The sequence below is a fragment of the Janthinobacterium sp. 13 genome, assembly GCF_002749695.1.
GTDB classification, from domain to species: domain Bacteria; phylum Pseudomonadota; class Gammaproteobacteria; order Burkholderiales; family Burkholderiaceae_D; genus Janthinobacterium; species Janthinobacterium kumbetense.
The window spans coordinates 4,268,523-4,286,015 of sequence record NZ_PEEQ01000001.1 but is presented as its reverse complement, the minus strand read 5'-3'; the positions used below and the strand labels follow the sequence as shown (position 1 = coordinate 4,286,015).

Genomic DNA, 17,493 nt, shown 5'->3' with positions numbered 1-17,493 from the left:
CATACGTAGCGTATGTGAAAGCATGTTATTGACATACGTTGCGTATGTCAATGCAAAAATACCTGCCGGCGTCAGTGCGCAGCCGCTCCCGCGAACTCCGCGCGCAGCAGCGGATACAGGCGCCGGTAGCGCGCCAGGCGGTCGTCCAGCACGGCGGACGCTTGCGGCGCCACCGTTTCCTGCACGGGCGGGCGCGTGCACACCTGCGCGGGCGGCAAGCCCGTCACCGCCATCTGCGCCAGGCGCGCCGCGCCCATGGTGCCGCCGGCCACGCCATGGTCGTGGCGCAGCACGTCCAGGCCGGACGCATTCGCGCATAGCTGGGCCCAGAAGCGGCTGCGCGAACCGCCGCCCACGAATGACGCTTCCTGCAGCTGCGTGCCGGCGCTGCGCAGGGCCGCATTGCCGTCGGCCATGGCAAAGGCCACGCCTTCCATCGCGCTGTAGGCCAGCTCGGCGCGCCCGTGTTCCGTCGACAGGCCGAAAAACACGCCGCGCGCGGAGGCGTCGTTGTGCGGCGTGCGTTCGCCGCTCAAATACGGCAGGAAGATGGGTGCCGTGCGCGCCTCGACGTTTTCCGCCAGCCTTGCCAGTTCGCCGATGTCGCCCGACTGCGTTAGCCGCGCCACCCAACTGAGGCTGGAGGCGGCGCTGAGGATCACGCTCATCTGGTGCCAGCGCTCGGGCAGGCAATGGCAGAACGCATGCACGCCCTGGCCCGGATTCGGCGCAAAACCGTCACTGCCGGCGAACAGCACGCCGGACGTGCCCAGCGACAGCAGGCCGGCCCCCGGCTCCACCACGCCAAGGCCCACGGCGGCGGCCGCGTTATCGCCCGCGCCGCCGGCCAGCAGCACCGTGTGCGCGATGCCCCATTCCTGGCACAGCGAGGATCGCACCTGCGCGGCGGCGGCGCTACCTTCGACGAGGCGCGGCATGTGCTCGCGCGACAAACCCGTGGCGGCCAGCATGCGCTCGGACCAGTCGCGCCTGGCCACGTCCAGCCACAGGGTGCCGGAAGCGTCGGACATGTCGGACACATACTCGCCCGTCAGGCGCAGGGCCACGTAATCCTTCGGCAGCAAGACCTTGGCCGTGGCGCGGAACAGCGACGGTTCGTACTTTTGCAGCCACAGCAGCTTGGGCGCCGTAAAACCCGGCATGGCCTGGTTGCCCGTGATGGCGCGCGACTCGGGCACCAATGCTTCCAGTTCCACGCATTCGGCAAACGCGCGCGTATCGTTCCACAGGATGGCCGCGCGCAGCACGTGCTGCTGCTTGTCGAGCAGGGTGGCGCCATGCATCTGGCCCGACAGGGCGATGCCGCGCAGGCCGGAAAACGCCACCGGCTGCGCGACGCGGATGGCGGCGATGACGTCCAGGGTGGCATGCCACCAATCCTCGGGATTCTGTTCCGACCAGCCGGGATGGGGACTGGAGACGCGCAGGGTCACGCCGGCGCTGGCAAGGATGGCCTGGGCGTCATCGGTGAGGATGGCCTTGACTTCGGAAGTGCCGATATCGATACCGAGATAAGTCATTTGATTCCAAAAGAAAGTTAAGAATGGCCGTCGCCTGACGGCTCGGGCATGTTCATCAGCAGGCAGGAGCGGAATTTCGACGGCGACATCTGCTTGTGGGCCAAAAACTGGCGGTTGAAATTGGAAAGGTTGTTGAATCCAGTGCGGTAGCAGATATCGGTAACCTTCATGTCCGTGTTCATCAGCAGCTCGCAGGCCAGAGCGATGCGCTCCTGGTTCACGTATTGAATGAACGAGGTGCCCGTATGCTTGCGGAAGAAACGCGTGAATTTCAAGGTGTTCATTTCCGCCACGTCGGCCACGTCCTGCTCGCAGAAATCGAGCGTGATGTTCTGCTTGATATAGGCCAGCACCAGGTTGATCGTCGACGACATGTAGCGCCCCGCCTGCGCCATGTAGGTGACGCTGGCCAGCGGGCGCCGCTCGCGGCAGTCGCACAGCTCGCCGAACAGGCGCGTAAACAGTTCGACGCGGCGCAAGCCCTGCGCCGTCGTCAATTCCTTCATCAGCGGCACCAGGCGCAGGCCCAGCGCATCGGGAAACTGCAAGCCCCTGCCTGCCTCGCCCAGCAGGGCTTTCAGGGGCGCCATCTCCGGGAACAGCAGCGCGCAACGTTCGATGAAGTCGCTGGAAAACTGCAGCACCAGGTCGCGCTCGGGCAGGACCACGCCTTCCGGCAGTTCGCTGACCCAGTTGTGCGGCAGGTTCGGCCCTGTCAGGATCAGATTGCCCGCCCCGTAACTGCCGATATGGTCGCCGATAAAAAATTTTCCGCTCGATGTAATGATGAAGTGCAGCTCGTACTCGGGATGAAAATGCCATTTCGCCACGGTGTGCGGAAAGCCGTGCGCCCACGCGCGAAACGATTCGTGGATCGGTTTGTGGATCAGTTCCAGGTCAGGCGTCACGGCAGTTCCCTTGCACGGTCTTGGTCACCCTATTCTAACCACTTACTGACCACCGGGCGCCACGGCCAGCCCGCTGTCGGCGTCGAACAGATGCACGTGCTCTTCGTCGAAGGCCAGCGCCAGGGTCTGCCCTACCTGCGCCGCGCTGTTGGCCGCATTCGCCGGCAGCAGCGCCGACAAGGTCAAGGCGCCGCACTGAAAACTGATCAGCGCTTCCGCGCCCAGCAGCTCGACCAGGTCGACCACGCACGCCAGGCCATGCGTGCCAGCCGGTGCCTGCGTTCGTGCCTGTGCTGGCGCCGCCCGCAAATGATTCGGACGCAGGCCGAAGACCACGCGCGAACCCGCCGCCAGCGCGGCGAAGCGTGGCGACACCAGGGGCCAGCGGTAGCCGGCGCACACCAGCACCGTTTGCCCGCCCTCTTTTTCGACAACGCCATCGATGAAGTTCATGGCTGGCGTGCCGATGAAGCCAGCCGCAAACAGGGTGCGCGGGTGGTTGTACAGCTCCGCCGGCGTGCCGATCTGCTCGATATGCCCGCCCTTCATCAGCACCACCCTGTCGGCCAGGGTCATCGCTTCGAGCTGGTCGTGCGTGACGTACAACGTGGTGGTGCGCAGGCGACGGTGCAAGCGCTTGATGTCGGCGCGCAGCTGCGCACGCAGCTTGGCATCGAGGTTCGACAGCGGTTCGTCGAACAGGAACACCTGCGGCGTCTTGATCATGGCGCGCGCAATCGCCGTGCGCTGCTGCTGGCCGCCCGACATGGCGCGAGGCTTGCGATCGAGCAGGCTGTCCAGGCTGAGAATGGCCGCCACCTCGCGCACGCGACGCTCGATCTCGTCGTTCGGCACCTTCAGGCGGCGCAGGCCGAAGGCGATATTGTCGTACACCGTCATGTGCGGATACAGCGCGTAGTTCTGGAATACCATCGCCACGTTGCGCGCGCGGGGCGGCAAGTCGTTAACGACGGCGCCGCCGATCAGCAGCTCGCCGCCGCTGATGTCTTCCAGGCCCGCGATCATGCGCAGCAAGGTCGACTTGCCGCAGCCCGATGGCCCCAGCAGGACGATGAATTCGCCGTCATCGATTTCCAGGTCGAACGGCTGCAGCACGGCCGTCTTCTCGTCATACGTCTTGTGCAGCTGCCTGCAGGCGATATTTGCCATGATCAGTCTCCCGCCAGTTCGATCTGGATCTTGACGTCGCGCGGATGACCCTTGGCCGCTTCCTCGAACGCCTGCACGCCGTCGGCAAAGCCGAAGGTGCGCGAAATGAAAGGCTTCACATCGATCTTGCCGGAGGCCAGCAAGGCGATGGCGCGCGGGAAGATATTCGCGTAGCGGAAGACTGATTCGATGCGCACTTCCTTGGCCTGGATGGCGACGACATCCAAAGGCACCTTATCCGGCGGCATGCCGACCAGCACCAGGCAACCGTTCGGGCACAGCAAGTCGACGATGTTGTCGTAGGCGCGCATGCTGCCGCTGGCCTCGAAGACGATGTCGGCGCCCCAGCCATCGGTAGCCTCGCGCACCGTGTCGGCCAGGCTGGCCTGGCGCACGTCGACCGTGGTCACGGCGGGATTGCCGGCGAACAGGGCCAGCTTTTCCGGCACCAGGTCGGCCAGGATCACGCGCGAGCAGCCGCCCGCCAGCGCGGCCAGGGTGTTCATGGCGCCGATGGTGCCCGCGCCGATCACCACGGCCACATCACCCGGCTTGATGGCCGCCTTTTTCGCCGCCTGCAAGCCGATGGCCAGCGGTTCGACGATGGCGCCTTCGCCGAAGCTGACGTTGTCGGGCAGCTTGAAGGTGAACGAGGCCGGATGCACGACATACGGCGTGAGGCAGCCGTGGATGGGCGGCGTGGCCCAGAAGCGCACGGCGGGATCGAGGTTGTACAGGCCGCGCATGGTGGCCGGCGAATCGAACTGCGGCACGCCCGGCTCCATGCAGACCCGGTCGCCCACCTTCAGGTGCGTGACTTCATCGCCCACTTCCGCCACCACGCCGGAGGCCTCGTGGCCGAGCACCATCGGCGCCTCGACGGCGAAGGGGCCGATCCTGCCGTGCTTGAAGTAATGCACGTCGCTGCCGCAGATGCCCACGGTATGAATCCTGATTTTCACGTCGCGCGGGCCGACGGCGAGCGGCACGTCGATGTCGCGCAAGGTGATTGAATGCGCCTGTTCCAGTACGAGTGCTTGCATGATTGTCTTCCTTGTTTATCGTTATTTATGTTTGAGCATGGAGTTAAGCAACCGGCCCAGGATGCCGACGAACAGCAGCGGCGGCAGCGCCAGCAGCACGGTGGAAGCGTTCACCACGCCCCACGGCACTTCCTGCCCCATCGAGGTAAACGCCGACGCCACCACGGGCAGGGTCATGCTTTTCGACGAGGTGAGCGCCAGCGCGATCATCAGTTCATTCCAGACCAGCACGAAGCTGAAGACGATACCGCCCATCAGGGTTTTAGAGGCCACCGGCAGGGCCACGTGCCAGAACACCTGGTAAGGGCCGTAGCCGTCCAGCGCCGCCGCTTCCTCGATCTCTTTCGGGATGCGCGCAAAGGCGGGAATCGACAGCCAGATGATGGTCGACAGGGTCACCAGCAGATACGTCACCACCATCGACAGGCGCGAGTCGTACAAGCCCAGGTCGATCCAGATCGAAATCAGTGGAATGGCGACGGCCACGGGCGGCAAGAAGCGCAAGGACAGCAGGAAGAACTGGATATCCTTCTTGGCGGGAACCGGATAGCGGGCGATCGCATACGCGGCCGGCACGCCCAGCACGGCGCCCAGGAGCACGGCCACGCCGACGATGGCCACGCTGTTGCCCAGTCCCGTCAGCACTTCCGGACTGGCCAGCACCTGCTTGTAGTTGGCCAGGGTCGGGCTGAAGAAAAAGCGCGGCACGGGCGTGACGATGTCCATCAGCTCCTTGAAGGAATTGAGCACGGCCCACAGGATGGGAAACAGCGCCACCAGGACGATCACCGTGGTGATGGCAGTGGTGGTGACGGCGCCAAGGCCGCGCGTAACAGTCAGTTTTCCCATTTGGCGACCCGCTTCCAGAGCAATGTAAAAATAATGGTCGTGGCCAGCATCATCAGCACGGCCATGCTGGACGCATACGACACCTTGCCCATCAGGCCTATGCCTTGCGCGTACGCATACATGTCCAGCGTTTCGGTGGAGATGCCGGGGCCGCCCTTGGTCATCACGTAGATCAGGTCGAACGAGCGCAGCGACTCGACCATCTTGATGAACACGAGGCTCATGATGGGCACCTTCAGCATGGGCAGCGCGATATACGCATACACCTGCAGCGTGCTGGCGTAGTCGAGGCGCGCCGCTTCCAGCGGTTCGGCGGGCAGGGTTTCCAGCAGCTTCAGGATGACGGCGCCGAAGAACAGGCCCCACTGCCAGATGTCGACCAGCGCCACCGCGTACAGGGCCGTGGCAGGGTCGGACAGCAAGGCCGTGCCGCCCAGGCCCACGATTTCCAGCAGCCAGTTCAAAATGCCCATCAGCGGCGAATACATGAACTTCCAGATAAAGGCGGCCGACACGCGCGGCAGCAGCACGGGCACGATCAGGAGCAGCGCGATGATGTCGCGGGTGCGGCCCTTGACCCTTTCGAACAGGAACACGGCCAGCAGCACGCCGACGATCAGCGAGCCGGCCACGGTCACTACTTCCCAGATGGCCGACACCTGCACGGCATTGATGAAGCGGCGGTCGCCGAACAGGCGGAGAAAATTGGAAAAGCCGACGTAGTCGCTGTCGCTGTAGCGCAGCACGCGGTTTTGCAGGGCCAGGTTGATGGCGGCGATGGTGGGCACCAGGCCCAGTATCAGCAGGACCAGCAGCGGCAGCGTCAGGAAGACGGCCGGCAGCCAGGTGTGGCGTTTTTTACGGATGGAATGCGGCATGGTCATGGCTTTCAAACGAGAACGGACAAGCGCTGGCGTTACCCCAAAAGCAAGAGCTGGGGTCAGACCCGTCGGGTCTGACCCCTGGTTTTAGCTGGTGGAGTCGTTGGCGATAAGGGCTTATTTACGCCTGTTGGCCCGCTGCATCACTTCCGTCGCATACTCATTCGCCTCATCGAGCGCGCTCTGCACGTCGCCGCGCGTGCCCGTAAACACTTCTTCCAGCACCACGCCCAGGTTGTCGCCGATGTCCGGCCACTCTGGGCTAGGCCAGATGGTGACGCGCGAGACGGGCGTGGTGTCCGTCAGGCCCGCCTGGATCTGCGGCTTGACGTGCTTGCGGAAGTAGTCGCTGTTGATGGTGCTGGTGCGGTTGTAGTCGCTGAAGACGTTGTCCTTCAGGCGCGCCTGTTCCTGCTCCTTGCCCGTGGCGAAAGCGATGAACTTGCCGGCCGCCTGGCGCGTGCATTCATCTTTGGCGCCCGTGGCGGAAATGGCCAGGCCATGGCCGTACGCGGCCGACGCCAGCGGCGCGGGCGGGCGCACGTAGCCGACCTTGTCGACCACCGACGATTTTTTCGGGTCTTCCATCCAGTCGGCGAAGGGCGTCGACTCGATCATGAAGGCCACCTTGCCCGACCTGAACGCTTCGAGCGCATTGCTCCAGTCGTAGGTGGCGCCGCCCGGCGGCGAATACTTGAACAGGTCGCGGTACAGGGTGGTCGCTTTCACGGCCTGCGGCGAATTGAAATTCGGCACGCCATCCTTTTCCCACTTGCCGCCGGCGGCCAGCATGAACGGCGACCAGCGCCAGACATTCATGCCCGAGCCGCGCTGGCCCCGCGCTGCCCAGCCGTAGACATTCGGCGGGCTGTTCATTTTCTTGACGGCGGCGACCAGTTCGTCGAGCGTCTTCGGCACGGCAATGCCGGCCTTTTCCAGCAGGTCGCGGCGGTAGAACAGGAAGTCGCTGCCGCCGATCAGGGGCGCGAAATACGCCACGCCCTTGTAGGAGGCGACGGCGCGGCGGCCCGGCAGGAAGTCGTCGTAGTCGGCTTCCTTGGGCAGGTATTTGAGCAGGGGGACGACCCAGCCGGCCGTGGCAAATTCGGCCACGTTGGCTTCGTCGATGTAGTAGATCTGGTAGGAGCCGGCCTTGGTGGAAGCATCGAGCCTGGCCTTGGAGCGGCGGTCGTTTTCGCCGAAATAGCTGATTTGTACCTTGGTGCCGCTTTTCTTTTCATACTCGGCGAGGGTCTTTTCCATCACCGTCAGGCCCAGGCTTTTTTGCGCCAGCACCTTGATCACGGGCACCGAGCAGCTTTGCGCCGAGGCGTCTGCAAACCCGGCGGACATGAGGGCGCCCCATGCAACAGCAGTCATGATTTTCATAACACGTCTCCATTTTTATAGTCCGGCGGTTTTCCACCGGTGAAACCACTATAAAAACAAAGACGGCGCATCACCACTACAAAAGGCGCCGGTTTCTAAATACTTTTTTTCACTTCGCCGATACGGATTTTCCGTCTCAGTCCTGGCGAAAATCCTTGCGGTAGATATTCGTCTCCCTGCCCTCCGGCGGCAGGCGCGAGAAACGCTCGTAGCGCAACCCCAGCTTGTTGAGCAGATTGATCGACACCTGGTTCTGCTGCGAGGTGATGCCGTACAAAGTGCGCAGCCGCAGTACCTGCTGCGCGTGCCGCACGATGGCGGCCGCCGCCTCGTAGGCATAGCCCTGGCCCCAGTAGGCGGGACGCACGGCATAGCCGATATCGGGGCCGGGCAGGCTGTCGCGGCGCACCAGGCCAGCCATGCCCACAGGCGCACCATCGCTGCGACGCTCGACGATGTACAGGGAATAGCCCTGCTCGCGGAACTGCGCCATCGGTCCCGTTTCCAGGGCCGCGCGGGCCGCCTCAACGGTGTGGAGATTACGCTGGCCGATGTTGGCGATCCACGACGGGTCGTTGACCAGCTCCAGGTAGAAGGCCGCATCGTCCGGCGTCACGGTGCGCAGGCGCAGGCGCGGCGTCTCGCATATGGTGATGGCGCCGCTCATGCCGGCCACTGCATCGGGTCGCTCAGCAGCTGGTACATCACGTAGGCGTCCACATAGCCCAGTTGCGCGTGGCGGTAGGCCAGCGGCAGGGTGGCGACCACCGTGAAGCCCAGTTTTTTCCACAGGGTGACGGCGGCCAGGTTGGTGCTGACGACGAAGTTGAACTGCATCGCCAGGTAGCCCGCGCGGCGCGCTTCTTCCATGCAGTGCACGCCAAGCAGGCGGCCCACGCCCACGCCTTGCGCAGCCGGGTCGACCATGAACGAGGCATTGGCCACGTGCGAGCCATGGCCCGGCTGGTTCGCCACCAGCTTGTACATGCCCAGCAGCCGCTCCGTGCCCATCACGGCGACGAAGCTTTGCACGCCAGGGCCGAACCAGTAGGCGTGGCACGCTTCGCGCGTGGTATCGGCGGGGAAGGTATAGGTGTCGCCGGCGGCCACCAGCGTCTGGAAGATCGGCCACATGGCGTCAAAATCGGCTTCGGTGGCCGGGCGGATGTCAATTTCTTTCAAGGCGGTGCTCCCGATAACAAGTGATGGCTGATTGTATCAGCGCCCCAGGCGGAAATTCACGCTATCGGGCCGCCCCGGCAGGTGCAGGCGCGATTGCGCGCGGGGCGATTCGCTGACGACTTTCCCCCGGCGCAGCACCAGGCGCCGCGCCGCGCGCAGGCGCAGCGCTTCCACCGTCGAACTGCAATCGAGGATCAGCAAGTCCGCATGGCAGCCGGGCGCGATGCCGTAGCCCTCGAGACCGAGGATGCGCGCCGGCGTCTCCGTCACGGCCAGGAAGCAGTCGTGCATCGCTTGCTGGCCCGTCATCTGCGCCACGTGCAGTCCCATGTGCGCCACTTCCAGCATGTCGCCCGAACCGAGGCTGTACCACGGATCCATCACGCAGTCGTGGCCGAAGGCGACGGGAATGCCGGCGGCCAGCATCTCGGGCACGCGCGTCATGCCGCGCCGCTTCGGATACGTATCGTGGCGCGCCTGCAGGGTGATGTTGATGAGGGGGTTGGCGATGGCCGCCACGCCCGCCTCGCGGATCAGCGGCAGCAGTTTGCTCACATAGTAATTGTCCATCGAATGCATGGACGTCAGGTGCGAACCCGTCACCCGGCCCTGCATGCCAAGGCGCTGGCTGTGGAAGGCCAGGGTTTCGATGTGACGCGACAGCGGGTCGTCCGACTCGTCGCAATGCATGTCCACCATCAGGCCCCGTTCGCAGGCAAATTCGCACAGCAGGCGCACGGATTCCGCGCCGTCGGCCATGGTGCGCTCGAAATGCGGGATGCCGCCCACCACGTCGACGCCCATGGCGATGGCGCGCTTCAGATTGTCGAAGGCGCCGGGGCTGCGCAGGATGCCATCCTGCGGGAAGGCCACCAGCTGCAAATCCAGATACGGCGCCACCTGGCGTTTCACGTCGAGCAGCGCTTCGACGGCCAGCAGGCGCGGGTCGCAGATATCCACGTGCGAGCGGATGGCCAGCAAGCCGCGCGCCACGGCCCAGTCGCAATACTGCAAGGCGCGGTCCACCAGCGCCTGCTGCGTCAATTGCGGCTTCAATTCGCCCCACAGGGCGATACCTTCGAGCAAAGTACCGGAGGCGTTCACGCGCGGCAGGCCATAGCTGAGCGTGGCATCCATGTGGAAGTGGGCGTCGACAAACGGTGGCGTGACCAGGTCGCCGGCGGCGTCGATCTCTTGCGCGCCCGTCACGGGCAAGGCGGGGCCGACGGCGGCGATGCGGCCGCCCTCGATGGCGATATCGATGGCGCGGCGCCCGTCGGGCAGGCTGGCATTGCGGATGACTAGGTCCATGCGGACACTCCTTCGGTTGACTACGGTACCTGGTGCTTCCAGTGCATTGTCATCTTATTTCCTCAAGGATGCTGCAGTGCACGAATATACTCACTGGCAAAAGCGTAGCCATAGATTCCATGACAACGCTTTGCGCACGCGCAAACTTTCTGCAAATGCTGCCAGGCGCATGAATACAGCCAGCCCGTGGCAAACATGCGGCGCACGCCCTTGAGAAAATAGCTTTCAACTAACTCGAATCACCGCTAGAATATTCATATTGCGTTGCATCATAAAAAGTCCATGATCAGCTTTTAGCGCGCTACCCACTTTACAAAACGCGGCCAACTCTGGTTTTCGGGATTTTGCAGAGCGTTTTGCCAGCATTTTAATCCGTACAAAGGAGTAAATATGTTTCCGCTTCCTGAACAATTTTCCAGCGCCGCCAAGTCGCAACTGGAAAACCAGCTGCAAATCTTCAGCACCCTCACCAGCAAAGTCTTTGAAAGCGCCGAGAAAATCATCGCCCTGAACTTGAACGCAGGCAAGGCCGCCCTGTCGCACACGGCGGAAACGGCGCAGCACCTGCTGGAAACGCAGGATCCGCGCGACTTCTTCAGCTACAGCACCAGCCAGGCCCAGCCGAACATCGAAAGCGTGCTGGCCTACAGCCGCCAGCTGTTCGGCATCGCCTCGAGCACCCAGGCTGAATTGCTGGCCTCGGCCAAGGCCCGTCTCGATGCCGTCGCCCCTGCCATCGCTCCTGCGCCTGCCGCAGCCAAGCCAGCGCTGGCCGCCGTACCTGCGCCTGCGCCTGCAGCGGCACCTGTCCCTGTTGCCGCCAAGCCTGCCGACGTGGCCAAGCCTGCCGCCAAGGCAGCGCCAGCCCCCGCACCAGTCGCCGCGCCTGCAGCCAAACCGGAAGCGGCGCCTGCCAAGGTTGCCGAGAAGGTTGCCGACAAGCCTGCCGTGAAAGTGGTCGAAGCGAAGCCGGCAGCCAAGCCTGAAGCGGCCAAGCCCGCACCGGCGCCCGTCGCCGCGCCAGCGAAAGCCGCCGCGCCAGCACCGGCCAAGCCGGCCGCGAAACCATTTCCTACGAGCAACCCGGCCGCCAAGCCGGCCAGCGCCGCCGGCAAGACCGTGGCCAAGGCAGCCGTGAAGCACGCCCCTGCGCCAGCCGCCAAGCCGGCAGCCAAGGTTGCGCCCAAGGGCACGCCATCGAAACAGCTCGACATGCTGGGTGGCAAAGGCAGCGGTCGCAAGTAAGCCTCGCGCACGGCACTGATGCAGCAAAACAACGGGCTACGGCCCGTTTTTTGCGTGCCCGCCCACAGCGCGCTTTTCCGCCTTGTTGTATCCTACGCGTACTTTCCGTCCGCGTGCCCGTCCTTCCGCCCCGCGACACCCCATTATTCAAAACAAAAGGTAACCATGAGTTTATCGAGGCTCATCGCCGGCTTCGTGCGTCAGCATTGGCCGGCGTATGCCGCCGCTGCCGTCATGCTGACCGGCGTGGCAACACTGACCGTCTGGATCCCGCGCCGCGTGGGCGCCATCATCGACGCCCTGGCCGCGCACCGCATGACGGCGGCCGAACTGTGGCTTGAGCTGCTGACCCTGCTCGCCGTGGGCGTCGTCATCTACTTCCTGCGCGTGGGCTGGCGCATCACCCTGTTCAAGGCCGCCTACCAGCTGGGTGTGATGCTGCGCACGCGCTTCTACACGCGCATGTCGCAGCAAGGCGCGTCGTTCTACCAGAACCAGCGCACGGGCGACCTGATGGCGCTGGCGACGAACGACATCGACGCCATCGAAATGGCCGCCGGCGAAGCCATGCTGGCCGGCTTCGACGGCACCCTGACCCTGCTGATGGTGCTGGGCATCATGCTGCTGGGCGTGGACTGGCGCCTGGCCTGCATCGCCCTCCTGCCCTTCCCGCTGATGGGACTGGCCTTCTGGCGCATCTCCAGCCATATCCACACGGCGTCGACGGATTCGCTGAAACGCTTTTCCGCGCTGAACGACCATGTGCAGGAATCGCTGTCGGGCGTGCGCACCCTGCGCGCGCTGGGCCTGGAAGAGCGCAGCAGCAAGCAGTTTTCCACCCTGGCCGGCCACGCGGCCAACGCCAGCCTGACGGCGCAGCGCTGGGAAGCGGCGTACGAACCGGCCGTCGGCCTGACCCTGACGGCCGCCACGGCGCTGACCCTGGGCCTGGGCGGCTACCTCGTGTGGCAAGACCAGCTGACCATCGGCGCGCTGACGAGCTTTTCCATGTACCTGGGCCAGCTGATCTGGCCCATGTTCGCCGCCGGCTGGGTACTCTCGCTGATCGAACGGGGCCGCGCCGCCTGGCAGCGCCTGCAGCCCATGCTCGATGCGCCGCTGGCCATCGACGACCATGGCACTATTGATACGCTGACGCCCGGCCCCCTGCAATTGCAGGACATCGGCTTTGCGTACGCGGGCCAGACGGCGCCCGCGCTGTCGGGCATCTCGCTGCGCCTGCAGCCGGGCCAGACCCTGGGCCTGGTGGGCCCCACGGGCAGCGGCAAGTCGACCCTGCTGCGGGTGCTGCTGCGCCAGGTCACGCCGCAATCGGGCACGGCCACGTGGAATGGCCAGCCGCTGGACGCCTACACCCTGCATGCGCTGCGCGCGGCCATCAGCTGGGTGCCGCAGGAATCGTTCCTGTTTTCCGCCACCATCGCCGACAATATCGCCCTGGCCCGTCCCGGCGCCACGCGCGAGGAAGTGGAACGGGCGGCGCGGCTGGCCGACATCCACGACGATATCCTGCAATTCCCCGACGGCTACCAGACGCACGTGGGCGAAAAAGGCATCACCCTGTCGGGCGGCCAGCGCCAGCGCGTGGCGATTGCCCGGGCTCTCCTGGCCGACAACGGCTTGCTGCTGTTGGATGATGCGCTGTCCGCAGTCGACACGGGCACGGAAACGCGCATCCTGCAGCACCTGGAAGAACTGCGCGCGCGCCGCCCCGAGCGCAGCGCCATCATCGCCAGCCACCGCCTGAGCGCCGTCGTCAACGCCGACCTGATTTTGGTGCTGCGCGACGGCCACGTGACGGAAACGGGCAACCACGACGCGCTGATGCAGCGCGACGGCTGGTACGCCAGCCAGTGGCGCTATCAACAACTGGAGGCCAGCCTCGATGCCATCTAAGAACGACCAAGCCGCCACCGCCACGCAATCCGTGCGCCGCCAGGCCGCGCAAGCCATCGGCCTGCTGCGCCGCGCCGCCGCGCCCGACCTGCGCCACCTGTACTGGGCCACGTTCTGGCTGATCCTCGCCGCCGCCCTGGAAGTGACGGGGCCGATTCTGGGCAAGGCCCTGATCGACCAGCATCTGCTGCCGCGCAACCTGGACTGGACGCGCATGTCGCTGCTGCTGGGCGGCTGCCTGCTGACGGGCTGGGTCGCTTCCGGCCTGCGCTACCTGCAGCTGGTGCGCCTGTCCGGCCTGGCCATGCGCTCGGTGCAGCGCCTGCGCGAAACCGTCTACCAGCACGTGCTGCGCCTGCCGATGAGTTTTTTCGACCGCGCCATCACGGGCCAGCTGGTCAGCCGCGTCACCAACGACACGGAAGCCGTGAAATCGCTGTACGTGCAAGTGCTGTTCGTCATCCTCGACAGCTCCATCGTGCTGGTCGGCACCATGGCCGCCATGGCCTTCCTCGACTGGCGGCTGATGCTGATCGTGCTGGCCCTGCTGCCGGCCGTGCTGGTCATCGTCTTCCTGTACCAGCGCTGGAGCGCGCCGGCCGTCACGCGCGCGCGCGCCCTGCGCAGCGAAATCAACGGACAGATCGCCGAATCGATCGGCGGCATGAGCGTGCTGCAGGCGAATAACGCGGAAAAGCGCTTCGGCGCGCGCTTCACGGGCATCAACCAGGACCATTACACGGCGCGCATGCAGGAATTGCGCGCCAACGCCTGGCTGCTGCGACCCGCGCTCGACATGCTCAACATCGTACTGCTGGCCGTCGTCATCTTCAGCTTCGGCCGGCGCGAGATGGGCGCCGTCGAAGTGGGCGTGCTGTACGCGTTCATCAGCTACATCGCGCGCGTGATCGAACCCTTGATCCAGATCACCATGCAATTCAGTCAATTGCAGCAATCTGTGGTGGCGACGGCGCGCGTCTCGGCCCTGCTGGACGAAGCGCAGGCGCTCGAACACGCGCAGGGCAGGGAAACACCAGCCCTGCGGCAGGCGAAAGCGGGCGTCGACCTGCCCGCCGTGGACATTTCCCGCCTGACGTTCGCCTACGTGGAAAACCAGCCCGTGCTGCACGACCTGTCGCTGACCATCCCGCAAGGCGCCTTCTTCGGCATCGTCGGCCACACGGGCAGCGGCAAGTCCACCCTGCTCTCCTTGTTGCTGCGCTTTTACCCCGTCACGCAGGGCAGCATCGCCATCAATGGCGTCGCCCTCGACAGCATCGACAACGAGCATTTCCGCGCCGACGTGGGCCTGGTGCCGCAAGACCCCTTCCTGCTGGCTGCCTCGGCGCGCGAAAACATCGACATGGGCCGCGGCTACACGCAGCAGCAGATCGAGACGGCCGCGCGCGCCGCGCATGCGCACGACTTCATCGCCGCGCTGGAACACGGCTACGACACGCCGCTGGGCGAAGGCGGCTCGCGCCTGTCGTCCGGGCAGAAGCAGCTGATCGCGATTGCCCGCGCGCTGGCCGGCCAGCCGCGCATTTTGCTGCTCGACGAAGCGACGTCGCGCATCGATAGCCAGACGGAGCAGATCGTGCAGCTGGCCCTCAATGAATTGCGCGGCAAGGTGACCATCATCGCCATCGCCCACCGCCTGTCGACCATCCGCGAAGCCGACCGGATCATCGTCCTGAATCACGGCCGCATCACGGAAGCGGGGCCGCACGACGCCCTGATGCAGATCGAAGGCGGCCTGTACCAGCGCCTGTACCTGCTGCAGCAGCTGGCGCAGTAAGGGGGCCTTGTCAATGCCTGCCGTGTGCACTTTCGCAAATTTCTGCGCACCGCATGATATTTCTTGATTGCAACAGAATATAATCTGTTCAAGACAGGTGGTCATTGCGGGAGCGGGACGTTGGCAGGCAGACAGAGACGGGCATCATGGCGAAAGGCGCATTGGCTGCTGGTACTGGCCTGCCTGCTGCCGCCCGCAGTCCACGCCCAGTCCGGCAACCTGGAGCAGCAGATTGCCGCCGTGCGCGAGGATGGCCGCTTCGTGCCCGCGCGCGCCCTGCAGCGCCTGCAAGAGGTGGAAACGCAGGCGCGCAGCGCCCCCCTGCCCGTGCGCGCGGAATTCCTGACCCAGCTGAGCACCGTCCGCATGCGCCTGGGACAGAATGACCTCGCCATGCAGCTGGCCGAAGAGCTGATCGCCTACGCCCGCGCCAACAAGAACGACGTGGCGCTGGCGAAAGGCGTGCTCTGCAAGGCCTACATCACGTTTGCCCTGAACGAACGCCGCGCCTCGCACTTGCTGGCCTTCGAAGCGGAACGCATCGCCAACCGCACGGACGACCTGCCCGTGCGCGTGCAGGCGACCATCAGCGCGGGCCAGTCGTGGGCCGAGGAAGGCAATTTCCCGTTTGCGCTGGCCAAGCTGCAGGCGGCCGTCGACCTGGCGCGCCAGAGCAACTCCCCCACCAGCCTGGCCGCCGCCCTGAATGCCCTCACCCTGCTGTACACGCAGATGCGCGAATACGACAAGGGCTTCGCGGTGCTCGATGAATTGCTGGCCGTATCCGGCACCCTGGCGTCGCCGGGCCGCATGGCGCAGGCGAAGAATACGGAATACGGGCTGGCGCTCGACGCGCAGCAGCCGCAGCGGGGCCAGCGCGCCCTGCTGGCGGCCCTGGCGCTGGAACGCCAGCTGGACGCGCGCGGCATGGTGGCCGTTACCCTCGTCAACCTGTCGGACAGCTACCTGAAGGAAGGCGACTACGCGCGCGCGCTGCGCTATGCGAATGAAGCCATCACGGCGGGGCGCCTGGTCAACAATGAACAGGTGGAGGCGACGGCGCGCCTGAACATCGGCCAGGCGCTGATCGGCCAGGGACGCCTGCAGGAAGGCAAGCAAAGCGTTGCCACGGGCCTGGCCTACTACGAACGCACGGCCAACCAGCCGGACATGCAGGCCGTGCTGCTGGAATACGGCACGGCGCTGGAAAAGGCGGGCGACCTGCGCGGCGCCGTGACGGCCTACCACCGCGAGCGGGGTATCTCGAATAAGTTATTCGAAAAACAACGGCAAAAAGCCGTATATGAGCTGCAAGAAAAGTATGAGGCGGAAAAGAAACAGCGCCAGATCGAGCTGCTGAGCCGCGAAAATCAGCTCAAGAGCACGGAAATCGACAACCGCCGCCTGCAGCAGCGCGTGTGGTGGCTGCTGGCGCTGGTGCTGGCCATGGCGTCCGCCATCGTCGGCTTGCTGTACCGCAAGGTGCGCCACGCGAACGTGCAACTGAAGGTGAAAAACCAGGAACTCAAGCGCCAGAGTTCGCGCGACCCGCTGACGGCCCTGTACAACCGCCGTCATTTCCAGGAATTCATGCGCAGCCATGCGGGCAAGCCGCAGCCGGCCTACGGCGGCGCCGATGTCGTGGGCGCGCTGTTCCTGCTCGATGTCGACCATTTCAAGCACATCAACGACCGTTACGGCCATGCGGCGGGCGACCTGGTGCTGACGACGATCGCCGAAACCTTGCACGACGTGTTGCGCGAAACGGACATGATCGTGCGCTGGGGCGGCGAGGAATTCCTCGCCTTCCTGCCGGCCGTCGCGCGCGACGGGCTCGACGATATCGCGCGGCGCATCCTCAACGGCATGGCGGCGCAAAGCATCCACTACCAGGGACAGGCCATCCAGGTGCACGTCTCCGTGGGCTTTGCGCCCTATCCGCTGGCGCCGCTGGGACGCCCGCTCACGTGGGAACGCAGCGTCAACCTGATCGACATGGCGCTGTACCTGGCCAAGGCGCACGGGCGCAACCGGGCGTATGGCTTGCGCGGTTTTCAGCAGGTGGAAAAAACGACCCTGGAAGCGGTGGAGCAAGACCTGGAGCGCGCGTGGCGCGACGGCTTTGTCGATTTGAGCGTGGTGCTGGGGGGAACGGACGGGAGCGATACTGCCGCTGCAGGCGCGACGACGCGGGGCAGCCAGGCTGGCGCCAGCGATGGCGTGACCGCAGCGGCCGTCACCTGACGGCCGCTGCGGGGA

Annotated in this window: 14 protein-coding genes; 4 read left to right on the top strand and 10 right to left on the bottom strand. The window is 65.0% G+C overall.

What is annotated here, in order from left to right; genetic code table 11:
* Positions 1-71: 71 nt before the first annotated feature.
* The 10 genes from xylB to CLU94_RS18730 all read right to left on the bottom strand — a co-directional run bounded on the left by xylB (position 72) and on the right by CLU94_RS18730 (position 10,274).
* Entirely contained in the window at positions 72-1,541 is a 1,470-nt protein-coding gene (xylB, locus tag CLU94_RS18775; protein WP_099666747.1) for a xylulokinase, read from the bottom strand.
* A 17-nt stretch (positions 1,542-1,558) separates the two neighbouring features.
* The gene (locus tag CLU94_RS18770) at positions 1,559-2,449 is read right to left on the bottom strand and encodes an AraC family transcriptional regulator (protein ID WP_099666746.1); all 891 of its coding nucleotides are present in this window, start codon (positions 2,447-2,449) and stop codon (positions 1,559-1,561) included.
* Positions 2,450-2,491: 42 nt separating this feature from the next.
* Entirely contained in the window at positions 2,492-3,619 is a 1,128-nt protein-coding gene (locus CLU94_RS18765; protein ID WP_099666745.1) for an ABC transporter ATP-binding protein, read from the bottom strand.
* Positions 3,620-3,621: 2 nt separating this feature from the next.
* Positions 3,622-4,662 (bottom strand): NAD(P)-dependent alcohol dehydrogenase, encoded by a 1,041-nt coding sequence (locus CLU94_RS18760; protein ID WP_099666744.1) that lies wholly within the window; start codon positions 4,660-4,662, stop codon positions 3,622-3,624.
* A gap of 21 nt (positions 4,663-4,683) precedes the next feature.
* Positions 4,684-5,511, bottom strand: coding sequence for a carbohydrate ABC transporter permease (locus tag CLU94_RS18755; protein WP_099666743.1), 828 nt, complete (start codon positions 5,509-5,511; stop codon positions 4,684-4,686).
* On the bottom strand, positions 5,499-6,395 hold the full coding sequence (locus CLU94_RS18750) for a carbohydrate ABC transporter permease (RefSeq protein WP_218965307.1): 897 nt from the start codon (positions 6,393-6,395) through the stop codon (positions 5,499-5,501). Before CLU94_RS18750 ends, CLU94_RS18755 begins: the two co-directional genes overlap by 13 nt.
* A 114-nt stretch (positions 6,396-6,509) precedes the next feature.
* A complete protein-coding gene (locus tag CLU94_RS18745) occupies positions 6,510-7,781 on the bottom strand; it encodes an ABC transporter substrate-binding protein (protein WP_099666742.1) in 1,272 nt (423 codons plus the stop codon).
* A 136-nt stretch (positions 7,782-7,917) separates the two neighbouring features.
* On the bottom strand, positions 7,918-8,448 hold the full coding sequence (locus CLU94_RS18740; protein WP_099666741.1) for a GNAT family N-acetyltransferase: 531 nt from the start codon (positions 8,446-8,448) through the stop codon (positions 7,918-7,920).
* A complete protein-coding gene (locus tag CLU94_RS18735) occupies positions 8,445-8,963 on the bottom strand; it encodes a GNAT family N-acetyltransferase (protein WP_099666740.1) in 519 nt (172 codons plus the stop codon). The genes CLU94_RS18740 and CLU94_RS18735 overlap by 4 nt, the downstream gene beginning before the upstream one ends.
* A gap of 36 nt (positions 8,964-8,999) precedes the next feature.
* Positions 9,000-10,274, bottom strand: a complete 1,275-nt coding sequence (locus CLU94_RS18730) for an amidohydrolase family protein (RefSeq protein ID WP_099666739.1) — start codon at positions 10,272-10,274, stop codon at positions 9,000-9,002.
* 390 nt (positions 10,275-10,664) lie between these two features.
* On the opposite strand from CLU94_RS18730, the gene CLU94_RS18725 reads away from it, so the two are divergent.
* The 4 genes from CLU94_RS18725 (at position 10,665) to CLU94_RS18705 (ending at position 17,478) form a co-directional block, all read left to right on the top strand.
* Positions 10,665-11,519, top strand: coding sequence for a phasin family protein (locus tag CLU94_RS18725; RefSeq protein WP_099666738.1), 855 nt, complete (start codon positions 10,665-10,667; stop codon positions 11,517-11,519).
* A gap of 165 nt (positions 11,520-11,684) precedes the next feature.
* Complete coding sequence (locus CLU94_RS18720) at positions 11,685-13,436, top strand: ABC transporter ATP-binding protein (protein ID WP_099666737.1); 1,752 nt, start codon at positions 11,685-11,687, stop codon at positions 13,434-13,436.
* Complete coding sequence (locus CLU94_RS18715) at positions 13,426-15,234, top strand: ABC transporter ATP-binding protein (protein WP_099666736.1); 1,809 nt, start codon at positions 13,426-13,428, stop codon at positions 15,232-15,234. The genes CLU94_RS18720 and CLU94_RS18715 overlap by 11 nt, the downstream gene beginning before the upstream one ends.
* Before the next feature lie 120 nt (positions 15,235-15,354).
* On the top strand, positions 15,355-17,478 hold the full coding sequence (locus CLU94_RS18705; RefSeq protein ID WP_306558414.1) for a sensor domain-containing diguanylate cyclase: 2,124 nt from the start codon (positions 15,355-15,357) through the stop codon (positions 17,476-17,478).
* The last annotated feature ends 15 nt before the right edge of the window (positions 17,479-17,493 follow it).